Source organism: Myxococcus hansupus, assembly GCF_000280925.3.
GTDB classification, from domain to species: Bacteria; Myxococcota; Myxococcia; order Myxococcales; family Myxococcaceae; genus Myxococcus; species Myxococcus hansupus.
Genome location: NZ_CP012109.1, coordinates 9,072,915 through 9,096,571, shown reverse-complemented (window position 1 = coordinate 9,096,571; position 23,657 = coordinate 9,072,915). Strand labels below are relative to the sequence as shown.

The following is a 23,657-nucleotide window of genomic DNA, read 5'->3' as shown; positions in this document are numbered from 1 at the left end:
ACGCAACACCACTGGCGGAGCCGCAGCCAACTCTGGCATCTACAAGACCATGAAGTACCAGACCAGCGCGGCAGTGGAATGCCCATGACAAGCTACGTCTATATTGAGTCCACGTGCGAAGGCGACGCGGCTCGATTCGGCAATCTGCAGAACTACGACAACCGATTCGAACTCCGTGAAGGCATCCCCTTGTCGGGCAAGATTCCTTCTGATGCGGCGTATCGCATGCGCGATGACTTTCCGGACAACATCCTCCTGCACGAATCGCTCTACAACTTGGATCGGCAACTCGTCATCAACGAGAGGGTACGAGCATTCCTGGACGCTGAAGGCGTCAAGCGCGTCGAATACCTGCCGGTAAAGGTCCTCAACCACAAAGGCCGTGAGATTGGTGAGCGCTACTTCATCATCAACATGCTCCCGCTCGTTGCCTGCGTCGATTTGGAGCAAACCCGATACGAGGAGAATCCGCTCGATCCCTCCTCGTTCATGGAGGTCTCCAATCTCACTGTGATCGAGGAGATGATCCCTGCGGACTTTCTGCTCTTTCGAATGGACCGGGTGCAGTCCGCGGTCCTGATTCACAGAAAGCTCGCCGAGAAGCTGAAGTCCGCCGGGTTCAGGGGCTTCAATATCGCAGAACTCTCAGAGTTTGATGCCGCCTGATGCGTGAACCCTGTGTAGCCCCAGCTTCGTACGACCTACCTCCCCGAGCGCCGAGCCGCATATCGCCATGACGAACTACGTTCTCATTCAACCCGTACCAGAAGGCGACGGGGCTCGCTGCGGCTACATCTTGAACTACGGACAGTCCTTCAAGCTGTGCGCAGGGCTCTCGCTGGAATCCTCGTTCCCGCAGCACGCTGCATACCGAATGCGGGATGACTTTCCGGACAGCACCTCGCTGCATGAAGTGCTCTACAACCTGGACAGCCAGTTGATCGTCAACGAAAAGGCGAGAGCCTTCCTCGATGCCGAACGCGTCCAGCACATCGAATACCTGCCGGTCCGGGTCCTGAACCACAAAGACCGGGAGCCCCAGGAGCGCTACTTCATCGCCAACATGCTTCCCCTCGTCGACTGCATCGACTTGGAGAAGACCGAGCACGAAGAGAACCTGCTCGACCCGGATGAACTGATGAACATCCGGAACCTCACGGTTGACGAGAACAAGATTCCCGCAGACTTCCAGCTCCTGCGCCTCAAAGCCGTCTCGGGAGCGATGCTCATCCACCGAGACCTTGCAGCGAAGCTGAAGGCCGCGGGCTTCCGTGGCTTCTCCACCCCTGAAGTCGCCGAGTACCAAGGCAACTGAGGCCCCATGGAACCCCTGGACGAAATCAGCGGCGAGATGGTCACCCTGCTGAACTTCCACATCCATAGCGTGCTGCAGGCCACCTCCGACCCGGTTCAGCAGCTCGCCGAGGCCGATGCCGCCTGCGTCTACTACCAGGCCGTGGGCATCTGCGAGCTCCTCCTGGACGCAGAGGTGGATGGCTTCTTCCACCAGCTCATCCGGAGCGCCCAGACGCGACACTGGGTCCTCGAGCGTGGCGCGAAGCTCAACCCGCCGCCCCTCAAGCTGCTCAAGGCCAGCAACGCCCGGGGCCTCCACGCGGCCCTCGCCGCGAATCAGTGGGAGCTGGCCCGGCAGCTTGCCCGCGTCTCCCGCACCACCTGCTCGGACGGCACCGAGTACGAAGACGACTTCCTCGCCGCCCACTTTCTCCACCGCTACGTGCTGGACGCCCCTCAGGACGAGCTGCGCGCCATCCTCGACCGCTTCGAGGCCGTGCTGGAGGGCGGGACGAATCCCCGGCTCGACCTCGGACGCCAGCTCCTGGCGCGCGACGCCGCGGGCTGCGCGCAGGCGTTCGCGGACCTGATCGAAGAGCGCTCCGCCAAGCTCAAGAAGATGAAGCGCGAGTCCATCTACGCCACTGACAGCCTCTTCGTGCCCCAGTCCTCCATCTACCTGGAGGGGCTCGCGTGGCTTCGAATCCTGGAGCGCGCCGAAATCCCCACGGAGCCCGAGTACGCCTTCTGCCCCTCCCTGGCGCGACAGACGCGCTACGCCGCCTTCCAGGTGACGACCTTCCCGTCCGTGCCGCTGCCCTGAGCGCGGCGGCGCCCGTGCGCTACGTCACGACACCTTTTCGCAGATGGGACAGGTGTACTCCGCCTTCCCATCCTTCCCGAGGGCGATGACAGGCGGCTGAATCAGCGGCGCGGGAGGCGTGTTCTTGTCGTTGTGCAGCATCAGGTCGAAGGACCGCGCCACGCTCTTCCCCTCGAACTTCACGTCGAAGGAGTAGTTGACGAACTCGGCCTTGCCCTTCGTCTTGCTGGAGGCCACACCGCCACCCGCGGTGCCGGCCTCGTCTCCCGTGCTCATCTTGAAGTTGGAGTCCTGGACGCACACCGGGTTCCCCGCCACCGACACGTCCTTGGTGCCCTTGTCCGTGTCCGAGGACATGGCGACGTTCGGATAGGGAATGGGGACGGGACCTGCGGGGCTGGGCGTCTTGCACACATCCGGAAAGGCGACGGTGACGCCGTTCGTGGCCTTCGTCACCACGGACATCTTGTTGACTCCCACGGTGTTCGCCACGCGGACCTCCCGGTGTTCCAAACAGGATCTTCAGGAGTCTGACGAATGCCTCTCGCGGGAACAAGCACCCCCAGGGGTGCCCCGTCAGGAAGAGGCCGGCGCGTCCAGCCGCTCCAACAGCAGCGACAACACCCGGCCCGCGATGGCGCGGCGGACCTCGGCCCGGTCTCCGGTGAAGACGTGGCGCTCCACCGTGGATTGCCCACCTCGCTGGAGCACCGCCACGAAGGCCAGCCCCACGGGCTTCTGCGGCGTGCCACCGCCAGGCCCGGCGATGCCCGTCTCCGCCACCACCCAGTCCGCCGTGGAGCGCGCCAGGGCGCCCTGCGCAAGGGCCTCCACCGCCTCCGCGCTGACGGAGCCGTGCGCCTGGAGCAACGCCAGCGACACACCGAGCTGCTCCACCTTCGACTCGTACGAGTAGGGAATGAAGCCACGCTCCACCACCGCCGAGGCCCCGGACACCGCCGTCAGCTTCTCGCAGAGCAGCCCGCCCGTGCAGGCCTCCACCAGCGCCAGCCGCACCACCGCCGCGCGACACCGCTCCAGCGCCTGCCGCGCCAACTCCTCCAGGGCTGCTTCCGTCATGGGGCTCACTCCCTCCGTTCCGCGACCGGCGTGCACAGCGCCCATCGAGCCACGCGCTCGACCGTGGGCCGAGCCTTCACCCGGGAGGCCATGCCGCACCCGTACCACCACGCACACCTTCACGGAGAAGACTTCACCGTAGCAGCACGCACCGAACCCCGTGGAATCTCCCGGAGGCGCTGCGTGTCCGCCCCCGTCCTCGGTCTCCCGGTCCGTTGACAGCCGCACCGAGGAGGGACGCGGAGTGCCCCTCGCGGTGGATTTCTTGCCCGCCTCGTCTCCGTGCGCAACAGAGTGCCTCCGTGTCCTGGCGAGCGTGGAAGGTCGGAGTCCTTGCGTTGGCGGCCGTGCTCCTGACGGCCTGCGCATCCCAGCAGGTGCAGCCCCCCGTACGCCCGAGTCCAAGCCCCACGGCCCCGAGTCCTGTCCGGGCACCCGGGCCGGATGCCGAGGCCGAGGCCTATCTGCGCGCCTGGGCCGCCGGAGACCTCGCCGCCATGCGTCGCGCCGTGGCCGAGCCGCCCGCGCGTTTCGAGGCGCTGCACCAGGCGTTCCGCGATGGGCTGCGCATCACTGCATCCGAGTTTGAACTCGGCGATGTTCAGAGTGACGGCGACTCGGCGCGCGTCACCTACCACGCCGTGCATCAGTTGCGAGGGCTCGGGGAGTGGGCGCTGGAAGGCACGCTGCACTTCGTCCGGCAGCAAGGGCCATGGCGTGTCCGGTGGACCCCCGCGGTGCTCCATCCCGATGTGCGCGATGGGGACCGGTTCTCTCGCACCCGCACGACGCCGGAGCGGGCGGACATCCTCGACGCCAGGGGAGCCCTCCTCACCCTTCAAGGCGAGGTCATCGCCATTGGTGTCGACCCCACCCGCATCCGGAACCGCGCGGACGTGGCCTCGGTGCTCCAGGCGCATTTGGGGGTGCCCCCGGCGCATTTGGATGCAGCACTGAACGCAGCGGGCCCGGTGACCAGTCGCTTCGTGCCCATCATCGACATCCCCCAGGAGCGCTACCAGCAGGTGCGCCCCACCCTGGCGCCCGTGCCCGGCATCTTCTTCCGCCGCAAGAGCGCGCGGACACCGGTGGATGGCTTCGCGTCCCATACGTTGGGCCGCGTGGGCGAGGTGACCGCCGAACTGCTCCCCCAACTTGGAGTCACCTACCTGCCCGGCGACCTCGTGGGCCTCTCCGGACTGGAACGGGCCTATGAGGTCCAGCTCGCGGGGAGCCCTTCTGGCGATGTCATCCTCACGCGGCCCTCGGGCGAAACCCGCGTGCTCTTCCACTTCGATGGTGAGCCGGGCGCGCCGCTGACCACCACGATTCGCCGCGAAGTCCAGGCAGCCGCCGAGGCCGCGCTCGAAAGTGTGACGCAGCCCGCGGCCCTCGTCGCCGTGGACAGCGCGACGGGTGCCGTCCTCGCCGTCGCGAGCAGGCCCCTGTCGCAGCCGCTGCACCGCGCGCTCACCGGACGATATCCCCCGGGGTCGACCTTCAAGGTCGTCACCACGGAGGCCTTGCTCGCGCGGGGCATGCGCACGGATTCACCGGTCGACTGTCCTCCCGTGACGATGGTCCGCACCAAGCCCTTCCGGAACTTTGAAGGCGAGTCCATGGGCACCACCACGCTGCGGCAGGTCTTCGCGCACTCGTGCAACACCGCGTTCGTGACGATGGCGACGCAGCTCGGGAAGGAGGCGCTCGGCGCGGCGGCCCGCCGCTTCGGCTTCGATGTGCCCTACTTCCCCGGGCTCACCTCGGCGGCCTCGTCGTTCCCCACGCCCGTCGATGACATCGAGCTGGCAGCCGCAGCCATCGGCCAGGGGCGTGTGCTGGCGACGCCGCTGCACATGGCCTCGGTCGCGGCGGCAGCGGAGTCCGGCGAGTGGCGCGCGCCCTATCTCGTGGAGGGACTGGAGGATGGACCAAGCAGCGAACTCGCGGACGGCGTCCGCAAGCCCCTTTCCGTCCTCATGCGCGCCGTGGTGATGGAGGGCTCCGGTAAGGCGGGCCGGCAGGTCTCCGGGCTCGGAGGGAAGACGGGCACCGCTGAGTTCGGCACCGTCCCGCCGCTGCCGACGCACGCGTGGTTCATCGGCTTCCGCAAGGGCATTGGCTTCGCGGTCCTGGTCGAAGGGGGCGGCGTGGGCGGCCGTGTCGCCGCGCCCATCGCCGCGAAGTTCGCCGGCGCGCTGTAGCCGTGGAACCGGCACGCGGTGCTTCCTCCACCGCGCGCCGTGCCCACCTGTCTCACCGCGGTGCTCCATCCACCGCGGGCCCTGCTCCCCACGAGACCTCGGTCAGACGCCGCGACGGCGCAACGCCACGGCCAGTCCGGCGAAGGCCAACACCATCCACAGCGCCACGGCGCCCGGCCCCGTGGCGTTGCAGCCGCCACCACCGCCGACGCCGCTGTCATCCGGCGGCGTGCCCGCGTCCGGCGTCTGCGGCCCGGCATCTGGCGTCTGCGGCCCCGCGTCCGGCGTGCCCGTGCCCGCGTCCGGCTGCTTCGTCAGCGTGCTCTCGTCGAAGTACGCGCCACACGCCGGGTCGTTCTCGCCCGTCGCGCGGTGGTCCAGCGCCAGCGCGTACGCCCCCGCGCCGAAGCCGGCCATGGGCGTGTTGTACTTGTACGTACCGTTCGTCTCGTCGTACGTCTCCGCGATGGCCAGGTAGTTCTTCATCGACTGGTCCGTCACCCACTTCAGCACGCGGTCGGCGCGCGCCGCGTCACCGCCCATGCGCTTGGCCACCGCGCCGCGCAGGCTGACGATGACCCACTCCGCGCTGTCGTACTCACCGCCCCAGGGACTCAGGTCCGTGCTGCCCGGGTGGTCATACCGGTCATCGTTGCGCTGCCAGCCCGCGCCCGCCGGTGAAGACAGCCGCAGGTCCAGCCCCCGGTAGGTGGCCTGGGCAATCTTCCCCGCCGGGTCGAACAGCTCGAAGGCGAACGCGTCGAACACCGCCGCGTCCCAATACCCCCGGCCCACCGTCAGCTCCTCCAGGTTGGAGGCCAGCGCGAAGTTGCCGTCCGTCAGCTTCTCCGCCATCGCCCGGCGAATGGACTCACCCGCCTGCCGGTAACGCGTGGCGCGCTCCGTGTCCCCCACCCGCTGCGCCAGCTCCGCCGCGTCACACAGACCACGCGCCGCCGTGAGGCTGGTGTACGTCCACGCGCGCTGACGCCCGTTCCAGTGCGTCTCCCAGATGGACGAGTCCGGCCGGATGAGCCCCGTCGCCGGGTCGATGAGCGCCACCAGCGCGTCGCCCACCTTCGTGGACACCGTGGGCCACGTCTCGTCCACCAGCGTGGTGTCGCCCGTCGTGCGCTCGTAGTGCCGCAGCGCCCAGAGGAAGAGACCGAAGCCGTCGAACTCGATGTTCGGCCCCGCCTCGTTGAAGTCCGTCTCCTCCACGCCGAAGCCGTGGTAGCGCGTGAGCGTGATGATGTACGGCGGCATCGAGTACGGCTCCAGTTCACGCCAGTTCTGGAACCGGCCGCTGTCCGCGTTGAGGTAGTAGGCCAGCGCGTCGCGGGCCTCGCTCCGCATGCCCAGCGTGGCCATGCCCGCCACCGCGTAGGCGCCGTCGCGAATCCAGGCATACGTCCACTGCCCGGGCGGCAGGCTCGCCAGCACCGCGCCATACCCCGCGTGCCGCACCATCCCCGGCAACGTCGCGGGTGAGCCGTCCGGCGCCCGGAAGCGCGTGCGGCGCGGCTCCCCATCCCGGGACAGCGACTCGCGCAGGAACGCGTCACGCGAACGCACCTGCGCCATGTGCAACACCACCGCCGAGTGCCGCAGCAGCGACTCCTCGTCCGCCGACATGCCCGCGGGCACCTTCACCGTGTCCGTCTGGAACGCGGCCCACCGCGCGACCTCCGCGTCCACCAGGGCCTTCGCGCCGGACGCGCCCGCGTACTCCGTCAGCCACTGCCGCGCGGTGGTCGCCGCCTCGGGATTGCCGTGGTGCGCGAAGGCCACGCCCACCCACCGCTCCGCGCCCGCCGGGATGTCGCCCAGGTTGAACTGGTACGCCGTCGCCCAACCCGTGCCGGGCGAGGGCTGCGCGGTGAACTCCTGCAGGTCCTGTCCGCCGCCCCCGTTCACCACCGTGTACGCGTTCTGCGAACCCGTGGTGCTGGACAGCCACGCCGACTTGCGCGCCACCGCGCCCAGCGGATGGGCCACGACCACGCCCGCGAAGCCCTTCTCCACGAAGTCGTTGCCGCTGAGCTCCACCGTCTCGCCATTCTCCTCCAGGTCCGCCATCACGCCCGGACGGCCAAAGCCCAGGTGGAAGTTGTGGAGCGAGAAGGCGCTCACGCCCGTCACCGCCGCCGCGCCGGTGTTGCGCACGCGCAGCGCCATCACGAAGGACGCGTGCGGCAACCCCTGGGGCGCGAACACGTACGTCGTCGCCTCCAGCGTGCCCACCCGCTGCACCAGCGACGCCACGCTCGTGCCGCCCGTCTTCTCCGTCGTCCAGGCCGCGTAGTTGCTGGCGTCCCGGTCCGCCTCCAGCGTGCTGAGCCAGCGCTGCGTGCCGCCGGAGCGCAGGCCAAAGAAGGCGTCGTAGAGCAGGTCCCGCGAATGAATCACCTGGGGATGGCCATGCGAGAAGACGTCATTGCCCGCCGCGTCAATCACGGGCTCCTCGGTGGCGAAGAGGTGCTCGCGGAAGTGCGTCACCTTGCGCTGCTCCACGTCCAGCATCACCGCGCCATGGCCGTTGGAGGACGGCATGCGCAGGAAGGAGCGCTGGATGGGGACTTCCGCGCGGGCGCCCGTGGACACCGCGCAGAGGAGCGCGACGAGCAGCACGGGCGGCCGGCCGAGGTGATGAGACAGGCGGGGGGTGGGAATCATCCGGCGGATTCTGGGGCCCTTCCCGCCTCAAACCAACGGGTGTGAAACCACCTTTCTCCCTGTCATTTCCAGGAATGGCCGTTTCAAGCGGCCGTCACTACTGGATTCTGGCGCCTCCGCGTAAGCACCTGTCGCCATCTTCCGCTCAAGAAATGGGACTCATCGCGTACTGACTTTGACGCGGCACCGGACGACCCATTGCCGCCGCAGGGGACACCATGACTTCACTCGCCCGGCCCGCGAGGCTGACCTGGAAGAACTCCGGACCCTTCCTCCGCATCCTGCTGACCCAGGTGCTCTACGTCGCGCCGCTCTTCTGGTTCATGGAGCTGGCGCAGAACGTGGCCTGGCGGTGGATGAACGGTGAATGGGGCTGGATGTATCCCAAGTCCCCGTACCACTGGTTCTCCTTCGGGAGCCTCATCCTGTGGGCCGGCTGCGTGGCGCTGCTGTGGAGCCTGCACTACTTCTGGTTCTACCCGCGCCGCGTCAAGGTCTGGCCCCGGCTGGCCATTGGCGCCGTGGTCTGCTGGGTGGGCGAGTGGATTGGCGGGTACATCGCCGCCAACGTCTTCAACCACCCGCTCCAGGTGTGGCCCACGTCGCCGCTCGTCTACGTGCACTACAGCGCGCTCTTCTTCTGGGTGAGCAACTGCATCGTCTACCACCTGCTGACCATCGACGTGGTGGACCTCACGCCGGACTACGACGCGCCTCCCGCCACCAGCCGCGCGCACGCGCAGGTGGCCTGAAGTCCTCGCGAAGCCTCATGCGCCTTGTGGCAGCTTGAGGCGCGCGCGGCAGCCCTTGCCCTCGGGGCGGTTCTCCAGACGGAGGCTGCCTCCGTGGGCCTCGGCGATTTGACGGCTGAGCGCCAGGCCAATGCCGCTGCCTTGCGGCTTGGTGGTGAAGAAGGGGACGAAGAGGTTGCCGGAGTCCGTCATCCCCGGGCCTTCGTCCTCCACCCAGACCTCCACCGCGCCGGGTGACAACACGGCCCAGGACACCCAGACCTCGCCCGGGGTCCCCGGCTCCGACAGCACCGCATCCACGGCGTTGCGCACCAGGTTGATGAGCAGTTGCTCCAACTGGTCCGAGTCGGCGCGCACCACCAGCCCGGGCCCCGCGCGCACGCCCACGCTCCGGCGCTTCTCCAGCGCGGCCACCCGGCGCACCCAGGCGTCCACCTCCACCTGGCCTAGCGTGGGCGGCGGCAGCTTCGCCAGGTTCGCGTACGCGGACATGAAGCGCGCCAGGGACTGGGAGCGCCGCGCGACGATGCCCAGGCCGCTCTTCGCGTCGTCTTCCCAGTCGGACGGGCGCGGCTGGAGCAGCAGCGTGTCCCGCAGCGCCTCCGCGATGGAGCCGATGGGCGCCAGCGAGTTGTTGATTTCGTGGCTCAGCACCCGCACCAGCCGTCGCCAGGCCTCGCGCTCCTGCTCGCGCAGCGCCAGCCGCAGGTCCGCGAGCACCACCAGTTGGTGGGGCAGCCCGCCTTGCCGGAAGCTGCCGCGCCGCAGCTCGTAGGGCCCGCCCTCCTCCGCGAAGGTGCGCGTCAACCGCCGGGGCACGGGGCCTTCCAGCAGGTCCAACAGGCCCAGGGCTCCGGCGCCCTTGCCCATCAACTGCAAGCGGGACAGCCCCAGGAGCCGCTCACCCGCGCGGTTCACCAGGCGCAGCGTGCCCGCCACATCGAAGGCGAGCACCCCGACGTCAATCTCCTCCATCACCTGTTCCAGGAGCGCGTCCGCCTCCAGCGCGCCCAGCCGCTGCTCGCGCAAGGTGTCGCCCAGCGCGTTCACCTCCAGCAGCACCTCGCCCAGGGCGTCGCCCGCGCGCGCGCCCCGGCCTCGCACGGAGTAGTCCCCTTCCCGCAGCGCGGACAATAGATTCGCCACCGCGTGCAACGGCCGCATCACCCGTTCGCGCACCAGCAGACCCACGCCCAGGAAGGTGCCCACCACCAGCGAGGTCAGCGTCCACTGCACCTTGGTGGAGAAGTCCCCCAGCCACACCAGCACGAGCGCGGCCACCGAGCCCGGCAGGCCCGCGAGCCACGCGAGCCCCAGCACCTGCAAGTCATGCGGTGGTGGCGGCCGCCGCTCTTTCACCGAGCGCCCTTGATGCCGTAGTACTGGAGCCGCCGGTACAGCGCACTGCGGGACAGGCCCAGGCCCTTGGCCGCCTCGCTCACGTTGCCTTCGTGCCGCGCCAGCGCGCGCTCGATAAGGTAGCGCTCCACCTCTTCCAGCGTCATCTCCTCCAGCCGCGCCATGCCTTCCCGTCCGGCGCGCTTGAGCAGCAGGTCCTCCTGCGTCACCTCATCCCCCGAGGACATCAGCATCGCGCGCTCCACCGCGTGCTCCAGCTCGCGCACGTTGCCCGGCCACGAATAGGTCAGCAGGGCCTCCAGCGCCTCCGGGGACAGCCGGACGCCGGGCCTGCCGTAGCGGCGGCCCTGTTCGGCCAGGAAGTGCGCGGCGAGCAGCGGGATGTCCTCGCGCCGCTCGCGCAGGGACGGCAACTGCACCTCCACCGTGTTCAGGCGGTAGAGCAGGTCCTCCCGGAAGCGCCCTTCCGACACCGCTTTCGCCAGGTCCACGTTGGTGGCGCTCACCACGCGCACGTCCACCCGGCGCGTCTTCGACGAGCCCACGGGGTGCAGCTCGCCCGTCTGGAGCACCCGCAGCAGCTTCGCCTGCTGCGACAGCGGCATGTTGCCAATCTCATCCAGGAACAGCGTGCCGCCGTCCGCCAGCTCGAAGCAACCGATGCGGTCCGCCTTGGCGTCGGTGAAGGCGCCCTTCACGTGGCCGAAGAGCTCGCTCTCGAAGACGCCCTCGGACAGGCCACCCGAGTTCACCGCGACGAAGGCCCGCTCCGAACGCGTGGAGGCCGCGTGGAGCAGCCGCGCCACCACCTCCTTGCCCGTGCCGTGTTCGCCCGTCACCAGCACGTTGGCGCCCGACGGCGCGACGCGCTCGATGAGGCGCCGCACCGGCACCATGGCGCGGGACTCGGACACCATGGAGGGCAGGCCTCCTTGGCCCTGGCGCAGGCGCTGGTTCTCCTCCTCCAGCCGGCGGCTGCGCTTCAGCGCGCGGCGCAGCTCCAACTGGGTGCGCAGCGTCGCCAGCAGGCGCGTGTTGTCCCAGGGCTTCTGCACGTAGTCGCGGGCACCGGCGCGCATGGCCTCCACCGCGCCCTCCACGCTGCCCCACGCCGTCATCACCACCACGGGCAAGGAGGCGTCCTGGGCACGGATGCGGCCGAGCAGGTCGATGCCCTCCTGCCCGGACGTTGTGTCACGCGCGTAGTTCAGGTCCATCAAGACCAGGTCCACGTCCTCGGCCTCGAGCGTGGCGAGCGCGCCCGCGGGCGACTGCGCGGTGACGACGGTGAGGCCGTCCCGCTTGAGGAGCAGCCGCAGGGCTTCCAGGACATCGGCCTGGTCATCGGCGATGAGGACACAGGGAGGGCGCGCGACGGCGCCGGGGGGATTCGGGAGGGACAGGGCGGGTTCGGACACGGGGGTACCGGGGGTGGAATGTGCCAGAAGGACTTGGGGACAACCACGCGCCGATGGCCCGCTCGCCCATTGAGGGAGCCGGGCCATGGGCGTCAGTGAGGATTCACGCTTTCTGCAACCAGCCGTCCGTGAGCTGGATGACGCGGTGGCCGTAGGCGGCGTTGGCGTCCGAGTGCGTCACCTGGATGATGGTGGTGCCCTCCTGGTTGAGCCGCTGGAAGACCTCCATGATGTGCTTCGCCTGCTGCGAGTGGAGGTTGCCCGTGGGCTCGTCCGCCAGCAGCACCTTGGGGCTGGCGATGAGCGCCCGGGCGATGCCCACGAGCTGCTGCTGCCCGCCAGAGAGCTGCGAGGGGAACAGGTCCTTCTTCCCCACGAGCTGGAAGCGGTCCAGCATGTCGCCCACCAGGGCTTCGCGCTCGCCGCGCTTGAGGTCGCGGTAGGACAGCGGCACCTCCAGGTTCTCCGCCACCGTCAGGTTGTCCAACAGGTGGTACTGCTGGAACACGAAGCCGATGGTGCTTCGGGAGAGCTCGCCGCGCGCCTTGGGCTTCATGGCGTGGACGGCCTGACCGTCCAGCAGGTACTCGCCCGTCCAGTCCACGTCCAGCATGCCCAGGATGGACAGCAGCGTGGACTTGCCCGCGCCGGAGGGGCCCATGAGCGTGACGAACTCGCCCGGCTGGATGTCCAGGTCGATGCGGCGCAGCACCCAGGCCCGGCCTCCCGCCAGGGGGTAGGACTTCTCGACGTTCCTCAGGGAGATGAGCGGTGATGTCATGGGAGTCGTCTCGAAGGGTCAGTCCGCCCGCAGGGCGATGATGGGGTCCACACGGGTGGCCCTGCGTGCTGGCAGCCACGTGGCCACCAGGGCGACCAGGGCCAGCACCGCCGCCACGCCCGCGAAGGTCCCCGCGTCATACGCGGCCACCCCGTAAAGCATTGCATCCAGAAACCGCGCCAAGGCCAGCGATAGGGCCAGGCCCACGGCCACGCCCAGGCCCGTCAGCCGCAGGCCCTGCTTCAGCACCAGCGCCAGCACGCTCGTGCGCGTGGCCCCCAGCGCCATGCGGATGCCCATCTCCCGCGTGCGCTGCGCCACCGAGTAACCGATGACGCCGGAGATGCCGAGCGCCGCCAGCAGCAGCGCCGTCCCCGCGAACAGCCCCATCAGCAGCGCCGACAGCCGCCGGAACCCGATGGACGCATCCACCAGCCGGACCATGGGCGCCACACCGTGGAGCGGCACGTTCCGGTCCACGGCGCGCAGCTCCGCCTCGATGCCGGGACGCAGTGACTCCGGATTGCCAGCCCGGGCGCGAACCACGAGCGCCAGGCCGCTGTTGGGGAGCTGGTCGACGGCGTAGTACGCCATGGGCGGCGTGGGCCGGTCCAACGCCCACTCGCGCACGTCCTCCACGATGCCCACCACCGTGGTCCACTCCGCGTCGGGGCGGTTGAGCTTCAGCCGCTGCCCCAGCGCGTCGCCCTGGGGCCAGTACGTGTCCGCGAAGGTCTTGTTGATGACCACCGCCCAGGGCGCCTGGGGCCCATCCGTCGCCTCCAGCAGGCGGCCCTCCCGCAGCCGCACGCGCAACGTCCGGTGGTAGTCCGCGCTGACGGTGCGGAACTGCACCGCGGGCCACACCTCACCGGGCTCCCGCGTCCGGCCGTCGATGGCGAAGCCGAAGGTGATGGAGCGCCCCAGGGGCAGCGCGTTGGTGAGCCCCACGGACTCCACTCCCGGAACGCCTTGGAGCCGCCGCAGCAACTCCCGCTGGAACGCCACCTTCCGCTCCGGCTCGGCATAGGCCGTGTCCGGGAGCGAGAACTGGCCGGTGAGCAGTCCCTCCGGCGTGAAGCCGGTGTCCACCGACAGCAACGCGACCAGGCTCTTGCCAATCAACCCCGCGCCCACCAGCAACACCAACGCCAGCGCCACCTGCGCCACCACCAGCGCCGAGCGCACCCGGCTCGACCTGCCCCCCGCCGTTCCTCGCGCCCCCTCGCGCATCGCCGCGCCCAGGTCCGCGCGGCTCGCCTGGAGCGCCGGTGCCATGCCGAAGAGCAGGCCCGCCAGCAGGCTCACCCCCGTGGTGAAGAGCAGCGAGCGCCCGTCCAGCCGGACCTCGGCCGCGCGCGGCAGCCCGTCGCCCACCAGGGCCAGCAGCGCGTCCGTCCCCCACAGCGCCAGCAAGAGCCCCAGCACGCCGCCCGCCACGGAGAGCACCAGGCTCTCGGTGAGGAACTGCGCGAGCAGCCGGCCACGGCCCGCGCCCAACGCGGCGCGAATGGAGACCTCGCGCCCCCGCGCCGCAGCCCGCGCCAGCAGCAGGTTGGCCACGCTGCTGCACGCCACCAGCAGCACGAAGCCCACCGCGCCCAGCAACAGCCACAAGGGGCCGCGCACCTCGCCCACCAACGTGTCCTCCAGCGAGTCCATGCCGATGGAGCGCTCCGCCAGCCCGTACTTGGGATGCGCCTCCGCCAGCGCCAACGACACGCGCGCCAGGTCCTTTCGCGCCGCCTCCAACGTCACCCCGGGCTTCAAGCGCGCGAGCACCTCCAGGAAGCGCGTCTCCCGCTTCTCCTCGGAGGCCAGCTCCGGCGAGGGCGCGAAGGGCCGGTAGAGGTCGGAGTCCGCCGGGAACACCACGCCCCGGGGCAGCACGCCCACCACCGTGTAGGGCTCGCCGTCGAGTTGGAGCGTGCGCCCGAGCACGCCCGGGTCCTCGGAGAAGTGGGTCCGCCACATCGCGTGCGAGAGCACCACCACCTGGTGCTGTCCGGGCGTCTCCTCGTCCTCGGTGAAGCCACGGCCCAGCGCCGGTGTCACGCCCAGCGTCGGCAGGAAGGACGCGGTGGCCTCCACGACGCGCAGGTGCTGCGGCGTGTCCAGGCCGGTGAGCGTCATGTCCCCGTCCGTGAAGGCCGCCACGGACGCGAAGACGCGCGGCAGCTCGCGGTAGTCGCGGTACTCCGCCACCGACGAGGTGAGGCCCTTGCGGCCCGCCTTCGCGAAGGTGTTCGACAGGTCCACCAGCCGGTCCGGCTCGGACAGCGGCGGTGGCGTGAGGAGCACCCCACTCACCACGCTGAAGACGGCGCTGTTGGCGCCAATCCCCAGCGCCAGCGCGAGCACCGCGACCACGGCGAAGCCCGGGCTCTTGCGCAGCGAGCGCAGGGCGTAGCGGACATCCTGCAGGAGGGGGTCCATGAGGTTCCTATCGGCCGGTCAGCGGCGCTGCTCGTCCTGGACGATGCGGCCGTCGAAGAGGCTCACCGTGCGCGTGGCGACGCGCGCGTGCGCGGGGTCGTGCGTCACCATGCAGATGGTGGCCCCGGCCTTGTGCAGCTCGGTCAGGAGCTGCATCACCGCCTCGCCGTTCTTCGAGTCGAGGTTACCGGTGGGCTCGTCCGCCAGGAGGATGAGGGGGTCTCCCGCCACGGCGCGCGCCACCGCCACGCGCTGCTGCTGACCGCCGGAGAGCTGCCCCGGCATGTGCCGCGCGCGGTGCGCCATGCCCACCTTCTCCAGCGCGCGCTCCACCCGCTGCTTGCGCTCGGCGGCGGGCATGCCCCGGTACGTGAGCGGCAGCTCCACGTTCTCGAACACCGTCAGGTCGCCGATGAGGTTGAAGCTCTGGAAGATGAAGCCGATGTGCCGGTTGCGAACCAAGGCCCGGTCCGCCGCGGACAGGTCCAATACGCTGCGGCCGTCCAGCAGGTAGGCCCCGCGCGTCGCCGTGTCCAGGAGGCCCAGCACCGCGAGCAACGTGGACTTGCCGGAGCCCGAGGGGCCGACAATCGCCACCCACTCGCCCTTGTGCACGTTGAGGTGGATGTTGGAGAGCGCGTGCGTCTCCACGTCCTCGGTCTCGAAGACCTTGGTCAGCCCGTCCAGATGGATGAGCGGCTTGCCCGGCTCCGCACCCACGCCGCCATGCACCGCCGAGCTCTCGGGGGAAGCGTCTGTCTTCGTCTCGTTCGTCATCATGGCTGCCTCACCCGCTCCACCGCGTTCCCCGCGGCCCTGTCTGAATTCGAAAACGCCACCTGGCTACTCCGCGCGCAACGCGATGATGGGGTCCACGCGTGTGGCCCTGCGAGCTGGCAGCCACGTGGCCACCAGCGCCACCGTGCTCAGCAGCGCCGCCACGCCCGCGAAGGTCCACACGTCATACGCCGCCACCCCGTACAGCATTGCGTCCAGGAGCCGTGCGAGGCCCAGCGACAAGGCCAGGCCCACCGCCACGCCCAGTCCCGTCAGCCGAAGGCCCTGCTTCAACACCAGCGTCAGCACGCTCGTGCGCGTGGCCCCCAGCGCCATGCGGATGCCCATCTCCCGCGTGCGCTGCGTGACCGAGTAACCGATGACGCCCGCGATGCCGAGCGCCGCCAGCAGCAGCGCCGTGCCCGCGAACAACCCCATCAGCAGCGCCGCCAACTGACGCGAGGCGATGGACCCATCCACGATGGACGTCAGCGGCGCCACGCCGAACAACGGCAGGCTCGCGTCCACCGCGCGCAGCTCCGCCTCGATGCTGGGACGCAGCGCCTCCGGGTCCCCGCGCTTCGCGCGCACCGCCAACCCCAGGTACGCGGAGGGATACTGCGCCACCGAGTAATACGCGGTGGGACGCGACGGCGTGTCCAGCCCCCACTCGCGCACGTCATCGATGATGCCCACCACCGTGGTCCACTGCGCCGTCGCTCCGTGCGGCTTCAGCCGCTGGCCCAGCGCGTCCCCTTGAGGCCAATACGTGTTCGCGAAGGTCTTGTTGATGACCACCTGCCAGGGGGACTCCGGTCCCTCCACGCCTTCCGGGAGCTGGCCCTGGCGCAAGGTGGCCTTCAGCGCGCGCAGGTAACCGGCGCTGACGGCGCGAAACTCCACCGCGGGCCACTGCGCGTCGGGCTCTTTCGGGCGGCCTTCGATTTCAAAGCTCTGGTCCGACCGGCCGCCCAGCGGCAGCAGCGTGGTGAAGCCCGCGGACTCCACCCCCGGCAGGGACTCGAGACGCGCCAGCAGCTCGCGCTGGAAGGCCTGCTTCCGCGCCGCGTCGGGATAGGCCGACTCGGGCAGGGCCAGGTTGCCAGTCAGGACACCTTCCGGCGTGAAGCCCGCGTCCACCGAGCGCAGCGCGAGGAAGCTCTTCGACAAGAGGCCCGCGCCCACCAGCAGCACCAGCGCCAGGGCGACCTGGCCCACCACCAGTCCCCCGCGCAGCCTGCCGGAGCCGCGCCCGTCCGAGCCTCGCGCGCCCTCGTGCATCGCGGCGCGCAAGTCGGCCCGGCTGCCCTGCACCGCCGGCCCCAGGCCGAAGAGCAGGCCCGTCAGCAGGCTCACCCCGGCGGTGAACAGCAGCGGACGCGCATCCAGCCGCACCTCACTCGCACGCGGCAGGGCGTCCCCCACCAGGGCCAGCAACGCGTCCGTGCCCCACAGCGCCAGCAAGAGGCCCAACACGCCGCCCGCCACGGACAACACCAGGCTCTCGGTGAGGAACTGGGCCGCCAGCCGGCCACGGCCTGCGCCCAACGCGGCGCGAATGGAGACCTCGCGCCCCCGCGCCGCCGCCCGCGCCAGCAGCAGGTTGGCCACGCTGCTGCACGCCACCAGCAGCACGAACCCCACCGCGCCCAGCAGCAGCCACAGGGTGCCTCGCACACCGCCGACGACCTCCTCCTCCAGCGACAGCACCGAGAAGGACCACCCCACCTTCCGGTAGCGCTCCGGGTGGTCTGCTTCCAGGTCCCGCGTCACGCGCGCCAGGTCCTGCCGCACACCGTCCAACGTCACCCCGGGCTTCAGCCGCGCGAGCACCGACAAGAACCGGGCGCCGCGGCGGCGCTCCTCGCGCTGCTCGTCGGTGGGCGCAAAGGGCAGGTACACCTCCGCCCAGGAGGGATAGGCCACGCCCGGCGGCAACACGCCCACCACCGTATGGGATTCACCACTGAGCTGAAGGTCACGGCCCAGCACGTTCGGATCCCTGGCGAAGTGCACGCGCCACGCCGTGTCGGTGAGCACCACCACGTGATGACGGCCCGGAACCTCCTCCTCCTCGGTGAAGCCGCGTCCCAGCGCGGGCTTCACCCCCAGCGTGGAGAAGAAGGACGCCGTGGCCACGGCCGCGCCCAGTCGCTGGGGCGTCTCCCCTCCCGTCAACGTCGCGCTGGCCGGGTGGTAGGCCGCCACCGACTCGAAGACGTGAGGCCGCGAGCGCAGGTCCTGGTACTCCGGCACGGACACGGAGATGTTCAGCAGGTCCAGCGCCGCCATGTTCCCGCCCAGGTGCGCCAACCGGTCGGGCTCGGCATACGGGGGCGGCGTGAGCAGCACGCCGTTCACCACGCTGAAGACCGCGCTGTTCGCGCCAATCCCCAGCGCCAGCGCCAGCACCGCGACCACGGCGAAGCCCGGGCTCTTCTTCAACGCGCGCAGCGTGTAGCGGAGGTCCTGCCGCAACGTGTCCAGGGTCGTCATCGCAGCCTCACCCGCTCCACCGCGTCCCACGCGGCCATGTCCGACAGCACCACCTGGTCGCCTTCCTGGAGGCCCTGGAGCACCTCCATGGCGTTCACCGAACCCCGGCCGAGCTGCACGGGCACGCGGACGGCTTCATCACTGCCCGGCATCAACCGGAAGAGGGCCATGGTGGCATTGGGCTGCGCGCCGGCCGGGCGCCCCACCGACAGCACGTTGCCCAGCCGCTCCAGCTCCACCGTGCCCTCCACCGTCAGGTCGGGCCGGGCGCCCCGGGGCAGCTCCGCGGGCAGCGACACCTCCACGCGCACGGTGCCCTGGCTCGCGGCGGGCGCCACCCGCGCCACCTCGCCCTCCACCACGCCGTTGCGCGTGTCCACCAACGCCTTCAGCCCCGGCAAGATGTCGCGCGCCTGCGTCTCCGCGATGCGCAGCTCCGCCTTCAGCCGATCCGGCTTGACGACCTTCGCCAACAGCACGCCGGGCGTCACCCACTGCCCCAGCTCCAGCGGCAGGTCCTGGAGCACGCCGTCCTCGCCCGCCAGCACCTTCATGGACTCCACCTGCGCGCGGCGGAAGCGGGCCACCGCCTTCAGGCGGTCCACCTGCCCCTGCTGCGCGGCGAGCTGCTCCTTCATGCTGGAGGCCACGACGACGAGCTTCTTCTCCTCCAAGGTCAGCCGGCGGCGCAGCTCGGCCGCCTTGTCGCGCGTCTGCCGCGCCTCCAGGTCGCCGATGAGCTCCTTCCCGAGGAGGGCCTCGTTCGCCTCCGCGCGACGCCCGGCCTCGGCGGACTCGTTCACCAGCGTCGCCACGGTGGCCTCCTGCGCCAACCGCTGCGTCTCCAGCTCCATGCGCACCTGGATGAGGTCCGCCTCCACGCTGGCGAGCTGCCGCTCCGCCTCCAGGGCCTGGAGCTGCACGTCCGGGTTCGACAGCTCGATGAGGAGCGTGTCCGCCGTCACCGTGGCGCCCGCGCGCACATGGATGCGCTCCACCCGGCCCGCCGTGTCCGCGGTGAGCCAGCGGATGTACTCCGGCACCAGCGTGCCCGCGCCCTTCACCTGACGCACCATGGGCCCGCGCTTCACCGTGTCCAGCCACACCGAGGCACGCTCCACGGAGGGCGCGGCGGGGCGCAGCCGCGACAGCCCGACCGTCACCGCCAGGAGCGCGCAGGCGCCACCGATGGCGAGAATCCAGGGCTTGCGACGTGGCTTCTTGGCTTTGGGAATGTCCACGGGGCCTCCCTAGAGCGAGGCGCGTGCCAAGGCCTTTTCGTCACCCAACCCCCTGAAACCATTCAGGACCCGAGGACCTCCCGGGGAGGCCGTGCCCGCTTGCGAAAAGCTTCGTCCCAGAAGCGGACAGCCCCCTCAAGGGGTGGAAGCCCTGGGGTGCGGCGGCGTTAAGGTGCGCGCCCATGTCGTCCTCCCTTCTCGAAGTGTTCCTGGACCACGCGCACCGAGCCCCCGGACAGCCCCTGCTGACGTTCGAGCGGGAGTCCTTCACGTACGGACAGCTCGCCACGCACGTCACGGCCTTCGCGCGAGGCCTGAAGCAGCGCGGGCTCCAGCCCGGAGAGCGGGTGGCCCTGTTCCTGGAGAACAGCGCCCGCTTCGCCATCGCCTACCTGGGCGTGCAGTCCGCGGGCGGCGTGGTGGTGCTGGTGAACACCGCCTACCGGCAGGTGGAGCTGGCGCACATCCTGTCCGACGCGGAGGTGTGCGTCTGCGTCACCGGTGCCGCGGGCGCCGCCGAGCTGGCCCCGCTGCGGCCGCAGCTCCCCTCGCTCCAGTGGCTCGTCACGGTGGAGCCGCCCACCGCCGCGCTGCCGGAGTCCCTGGCCATGGTCCCCTTCGACACGCTGCTGGCGGAGGGCACGGCGTCCACCGCGCCGCTGGCGCTGCCGCGTCCGGAGGACCTGGCGGTGCTGGGCTACACGTCCGGCACCACGGGCCGCTCCAAGGGCGCCATGCTGCTGCACCGCAACCTGCTGGCCAACGTGCGGGCCGTCACCGAGGCGTGGCGGTGGACGCAAAAGGACCGGCTCCTGCTCGCCCTGCCGCTCTTCCACACCCACGGGCTCATGGTGGGCTTGCATGGCACGCTGTTCACCGGCGCCAGCGTGGACCTGCGCCGTCGCTTCACCGCGCCGGAGGTGCTGGCCACGCTGCGCGACGACGCCTCCCTCACGATGTTCTTCGGCGTGCCCACCATGTACAGCCGCCTGCTGGAGGAGGCCCGCGCGTCCCGCGTGAAGCCGCGCGCGCTGCGCCTGTGGGTGTCCGGGTCGGCGCCGCTCAGCCCCCAGCTCTTCACGGACATCGAGGCGGAGCTGGGCGCCCGCATCCTGGAGCGCTACGGGATGACGGAGACCATCATGAACACCACCAACCCCTACGACGGCGAGCGCCGGCCGGGCACGGTGGGCGTCCCCTACCCGGGCCAGGAGGCGCGCGTGGTGGACGTGCGCTCGCGTCAGCTCCTGCCCGCCGGTGAGACGGGGGAAATCGAAGTGCGGGGGCCTCACGTCTTCGCGGGCTACTGGCGCCGTCAGGACGCCACCGCCGAGTCCTTCGACGCCGACGGCTGGTTCCGCACGGGCGACCTGGGGGAGTTCGACGCGCAAGGCTACCTGCGCATCACCGGACGCGCGCGCGAGCTCATCATCAGCGGCGGCTTCAACGTGTACCCGCGCGAGGTGGAGGAGGTGCTCGCCATGCACCCCGCCGTCGCCGAGGTGGCCGTGCTGGGCCTGCCAGACGCGGACCTGGGGGAGCAGGTGGTGGCCGTGGTGGTGCCCCACGCGGGCACCTCCGCGCCGGAGCCACAGGCCCTGGTGGACTGGTGCAAGGACCGGCTCGCCAGCTTCAAGAAGCCCCGTCAGGTCGTCTTCACGGACGCGCTGCCGCGCAATGCGCTGGGCAAGGTCCAGAAGCACCTGCTCCGCGCCTCGCTGTCGACAGCCGGGACGCCCGGCGCGCGGTGAGCGCCGCCGCCAGCGCCCGGTTCCGAACACACGCTGTGCAAATGCGTGGCACGCGCTCCGTGCTGGCCTAGGTTCGCGCCCCAAGATGGAAGGAGCATCGTGTGACGGACACCTCTGAGCGGCCGGCCGAACCCGACGCGCGGGTTCCCAGCGGCGTGCCAGGGCTGGACGCGCTCCTGCGCGGCGGCTTTCTTCGCGGGGGCACGTACATCGTCACGGGCGCGCCGGGGACGGGGAAGACGATTCTGGGCAACCAGTTCTGCTTCACCACCGTCGCGCGCGGAGGACGGGCCATCTACCTCACGGTGATGGGCGAATCCCACTCGCGGATGATGCTGCACCTCAAGAGCCAGCGCTTCTTCCGCCAGGAGGACGTTGGCCGCGCGCTGAACTACGAGAGCGGCTCCGCGGCCCTCAAGTCCGAGGGGCTGGGAGGACTCAGCCGGCTCATCTTCCGCGCGGTGCGCGAGCACGGCGCCACGGTGCTGGTGGTGGACGGGCTGATGGCCCTGGAGGAGCGGTCGGAGAACGCGCCCGGCCTGCGGGAGTTCCTCCACGGTTTGTGCGTCCACAACGCGCTCGCGGGCTGCACCACGCTGATGCTCACCGGGCAGCACAATGACCCGGCCGACCCGCGCTACACCATGGTGGACGGCATCATTGGCGTGACGCAGGAGCAGTTCGGCGTGAAGGCGGTGCGCTCCATCGAGGTGTCGAAGTTCCGCGGCGGCGAGCAGCTCTCCGGCCGGCACAGCTTCGAAATCACCAACGATGGCGTGTGCGTCCATCCCCGCATCGAGACACTCCACATCCCGCAACCCCTCCGGGTGCCCTCGCTGGATGAACGGCTCGCCTTCGGCATCCCCGCGCTGGATGGGATGCTCACGGGCGGCCTGGTGCGCGAGTCGTCCACGCTCGTCGCAGGCTCCGCGGGCAGCGGGAAGACGCTGCTGGGCCTGCACTTCCTGGCGGAGGGCGCGCGCCAGGGCGAGCCCGGGCTGTTCTTCGGCTTCGTGGAGACGCCGCCCCGGCTCATCGACAAGGCGGAGCGGATGGGCCTGGGCCTGCGGGAGCACGTGGAGGCGGGGCGAATCCACCTGCGCACCCGCGCGGCGGCGGAGTCCCTGCCGGATGCGATGGCCGAGGAGCTGTTCCGCCATGTGAAACAACACGGCACCCAGCGCCTCGTACTGGACGGGCTGGCGTCCTTCTGCCAGGAGCTCACGGACCCGGAACGCACACCCCGCTTTCTCGCCGCGCTCATGCACGAACTGCTTTCCCTGGGAGTCACCCCGCTGGCCATCCAGCAGACCCGCCCGCTCATCGCCCCCTCGGGGGATGTGCTGCCCCAGGGGGTGGAGGTGCTCGTCGACACCATCCTCGAGCTCCGCCAGGTGGACCTGCGCTCGCGGCGCTTCCATGTCATCTCCGTGCCGAAGGCCCGGGAGAGCGGGCATGATGCCGCCTGGCGGCAGTTCACGATGACGGCCCGGGGCATCGACGTGGCGAAGGACAGCGAGAGCGCCGAGGCCATCTTCAGCGGGCGCGCACCCGCCCGGGCGAAGCCGGCGCGGAGGTCGAAATCGAAGACAGGGGCGAAACCGGCGCGGCGAGGCAAGCCGCCCCGGCGCGGGGGACGCGGAGAATGAAGCGGCTTCTCATCGTGGACGACGAGCTGGCCATCGTCGAGGCGCTCCAGGACATCCTGTCCGTGGAGGGCTACGACATCGTCACCGCCTTCAACGGCGCCGAGGGCCTGCACCGCATGGCGGACGCGAGGCCGGACCTGGTGCTGCTCGACTTGATGATGCCCGTCATGGACGGCCGGGAGATGCTGCGCCGCATGCGCGAGGACGCCGGGCTGCAGGGCATCCCCGTGGTGGTGATGAGCGCGGGCCGCATCTCCGACGAGGAGCGCCGCTCCAGCGCGCGCTTCCTCGCCAAGCCCTTCGAGCTGGACGTGCTGCTCGACACCATCGCCGAGCTGCTCGTCGAGCCCCAGCCCAACGCCTAGGCCGGCGTCGGGCGGAAGAGCGTGTCGCGGTAGTACTGGAGCTCGGAGATGCTGGCGCGCAGGTCCGCCAGCGCCGTGTGCCCGCTGGGCGCCTTGCGAGGCTCCACCAGGTTCGGGTACCAGGCGCGCGTCAGCACCTTGAGGCTCGTCACATCCACCATGCGGTAGTGCAGGTAGCGCTCCAGCAGGGGCATGTAGCGAATCAGGAAGCGCCGGTCGGTGTGGATGGAGTTGCCGGCGAGGATGCCCTCGCCCAGGGCGCAGTGTTCCGCGACGAGCGCCGTCACTTCCCGCTCCGCCACGCGCAGCGAGGTCGTGGAGGCGCGCACCTTCTCCAGCAGCCCGTTGCGGGTGTGCATCTCCCGGACGACGGGCTCCATGCGCAGCAGCGACTCCTCCGGCTGCCAGATGACCCGCTCGAACTCCGCGAGGGGCCGCAGGTCCGGGCCCGTGATGATGACGCCAACCTCGATGATGGAACACGTCTCCGGGTCCAGCCCGGTCATCTCCAGGTCCAGCCAGACCAGGCGCTGCTCACGCGAACTCATGCGGC

At 70.2% G+C, this 23,657-nt stretch carries 19 protein-coding genes; 8 read left to right on the top strand and 11 right to left on the bottom strand.

Annotated elements, in window-relative coordinates; all coding sequences use genetic code 11:
- The first annotated feature begins 84 nt into the window (after positions 1 to 84).
- The 3 genes from A176_RS35885 to A176_RS35875 all read left to right on the top strand — a co-directional run bounded on the left by A176_RS35885 (position 85) and on the right by A176_RS35875 (position 2,119).
- A complete protein-coding gene (locus A176_RS35885) occupies positions 85 to 666 on the top strand; it encodes an imm11 family protein (protein ID WP_002633902.1) in 582 nt (193 codons plus the stop codon).
- A gap of 67 nt (positions 667 to 733) precedes the next feature.
- Complete coding sequence (locus A176_RS35880; RefSeq protein WP_082282892.1) at positions 734 to 1,315, top strand: imm11 family protein; 582 nt, start codon at positions 734 to 736, stop codon at positions 1,313 to 1,315.
- A gap of 6 nt (positions 1,316 to 1,321) precedes the next feature.
- A complete protein-coding gene (locus A176_RS35875; RefSeq protein ID WP_002633904.1) occupies positions 1,322 to 2,119 on the top strand; it encodes an immunity 49 family protein in 798 nt (265 codons plus the stop codon).
- A 24-nt stretch (positions 2,120 to 2,143) separates the two neighbouring features.
- Here the strand turns inward: A176_RS35875 and A176_RS35870 are convergent, their stop codons facing one another.
- Positions 2,144 to 2,611 carry a DUF4150 domain-containing protein gene (locus A176_RS35870; protein ID WP_002633905.1) on the bottom strand — a complete coding sequence of 156 codons (468 nt, stop codon included), beginning with the start codon at positions 2,609 to 2,611 and terminating at the stop codon, positions 2,144 to 2,146.
- 84 nt (positions 2,612 to 2,695) lie between these two features.
- A complete protein-coding gene (locus tag A176_RS35865; RefSeq protein WP_002633907.1) occupies positions 2,696 to 3,199 on the bottom strand; it encodes a CinA family protein in 504 nt (167 codons plus the stop codon).
- A 347-nt stretch (positions 3,200 to 3,546) separates the two neighbouring features.
- Between A176_RS35865 and A176_RS35860 the strand changes: the two genes are divergently transcribed.
- Entirely contained in the window at positions 3,547 to 5,403 is a 1,857-nt protein-coding gene (locus tag A176_RS35860) for a penicillin-binding transpeptidase domain-containing protein (RefSeq protein WP_144429812.1), read from the top strand.
- Positions 5,404 to 5,505: 102 nt separating this feature from the next.
- Here the strand turns inward: A176_RS35860 and A176_RS35855 are convergent, their stop codons facing one another.
- Positions 5,506 to 8,079 carry a glycoside hydrolase family 15 protein gene (locus A176_RS35855; RefSeq protein WP_044889950.1) on the bottom strand — a complete coding sequence of 858 codons (2,574 nt, stop codon included), beginning with the start codon at positions 8,077 to 8,079 and terminating at the stop codon, positions 5,506 to 5,508.
- A gap of 218 nt (positions 8,080 to 8,297) precedes the next feature.
- Here A176_RS35855 and A176_RS35850 point away from each other — a divergent pair, with 218 nt between their 5' ends.
- On the top strand, positions 8,298 to 8,831 hold the full coding sequence (locus A176_RS35850) for a hypothetical protein (RefSeq protein WP_002633911.1): 534 nt from the start codon (positions 8,298 to 8,300) through the stop codon (positions 8,829 to 8,831).
- A 15-nt stretch (positions 8,832 to 8,846) separates the two neighbouring features.
- Here the strand turns inward: A176_RS35850 and A176_RS35845 are convergent, their stop codons facing one another.
- The 7 genes from A176_RS35845 to A176_RS35815 form a co-directional block, all read right to left on the bottom strand.
- Positions 8,847 to 10,190 carry a sensor histidine kinase gene (locus A176_RS35845; RefSeq protein WP_044889951.1) on the bottom strand — a complete coding sequence of 448 codons (1,344 nt, stop codon included), beginning with the start codon at positions 10,188 to 10,190 and terminating at the stop codon, positions 8,847 to 8,849.
- Positions 10,187 to 11,608 carry a sigma-54-dependent transcriptional regulator gene (locus tag A176_RS35840; RefSeq protein ID WP_002633913.1) on the bottom strand — a complete coding sequence of 474 codons (1,422 nt, stop codon included), beginning with the start codon at positions 11,606 to 11,608 and terminating at the stop codon, positions 10,187 to 10,189. Before A176_RS35840 ends, A176_RS35845 begins: the two co-directional genes overlap by 4 nt.
- A 103-nt stretch (positions 11,609 to 11,711) precedes the next feature.
- Entirely contained in the window at positions 11,712 to 12,389 is a 678-nt protein-coding gene (locus tag A176_RS35835) for an ABC transporter ATP-binding protein (RefSeq protein WP_002633914.1), read from the bottom strand.
- An 18-nt stretch (positions 12,390 to 12,407) separates the two neighbouring features.
- Positions 12,408 to 14,825, bottom strand: coding sequence for an ABC transporter permease (locus A176_RS35830; RefSeq protein ID WP_002633915.1), 2,418 nt, complete (start codon positions 14,823 to 14,825; stop codon positions 12,408 to 12,410).
- Between the two features lie 18 nt (positions 14,826 to 14,843).
- Positions 14,844 to 15,605 (bottom strand): ABC transporter ATP-binding protein, encoded by a 762-nt coding sequence (locus tag A176_RS35825; protein WP_002633916.1) that lies wholly within the window; start codon positions 15,603 to 15,605, stop codon positions 14,844 to 14,846.
- 63 nt (positions 15,606 to 15,668) lie between these two features.
- Positions 15,669 to 18,098 carry an ABC transporter permease gene (locus A176_RS35820; protein ID WP_002633917.1) on the bottom strand — a complete coding sequence of 810 codons (2,430 nt, stop codon included), beginning with the start codon at positions 18,096 to 18,098 and terminating at the stop codon, positions 15,669 to 15,671.
- The gene (locus A176_RS35815; RefSeq protein ID WP_002633918.1) at positions 18,095 to 19,339 is read right to left on the bottom strand and encodes an HlyD family secretion protein; all 1,245 of its coding nucleotides are present in this window, start codon (positions 19,337 to 19,339) and stop codon (positions 18,095 to 18,097) included. Before A176_RS35815 ends, A176_RS35820 begins: the two co-directional genes overlap by 4 nt.
- 182 nt (positions 19,340 to 19,521) lie before the next feature.
- On the opposite strand from A176_RS35815, the gene A176_RS35810 reads away from it, so the two are divergent.
- The 3 genes from A176_RS35810 to A176_RS35800 all read left to right on the top strand — a co-directional run bounded on the left by A176_RS35810 (position 19,522) and on the right by A176_RS35800 (position 23,104).
- The gene (locus tag A176_RS35810) at positions 19,522 to 21,090 is read left to right on the top strand and encodes an AMP-binding protein (protein WP_002633919.1); all 1,569 of its coding nucleotides are present in this window, start codon (positions 19,522 to 19,524) and stop codon (positions 21,088 to 21,090) included.
- 101 nt (positions 21,091 to 21,191) lie between these two features.
- Positions 21,192 to 22,739: an ATPase domain-containing protein gene (locus A176_RS35805; protein WP_002633920.1), complete on the top strand. Its 1,548-nt coding sequence runs from the start codon at positions 21,192 to 21,194 to the stop codon at positions 22,737 to 22,739.
- Positions 22,736 to 23,104, top strand: a complete 369-nt coding sequence (locus A176_RS35800; RefSeq protein ID WP_002633921.1) for a response regulator — start codon at positions 22,736 to 22,738, stop codon at positions 23,102 to 23,104. The genes A176_RS35805 and A176_RS35800 overlap by 4 nt, the downstream gene beginning before the upstream one ends.
- On the opposite strand, the gene orn is transcribed toward A176_RS35800, so the two are convergent.
- Positions 23,101 to 23,652, bottom strand: a complete 552-nt coding sequence (gene orn / locus A176_RS35795; RefSeq protein WP_002633922.1) for an oligoribonuclease — start codon at positions 23,650 to 23,652, stop codon at positions 23,101 to 23,103. The genes A176_RS35800 and orn overlap by 4 nt on opposite strands.
- Positions 23,653 to 23,657: the final 5 nt, after the last annotated feature.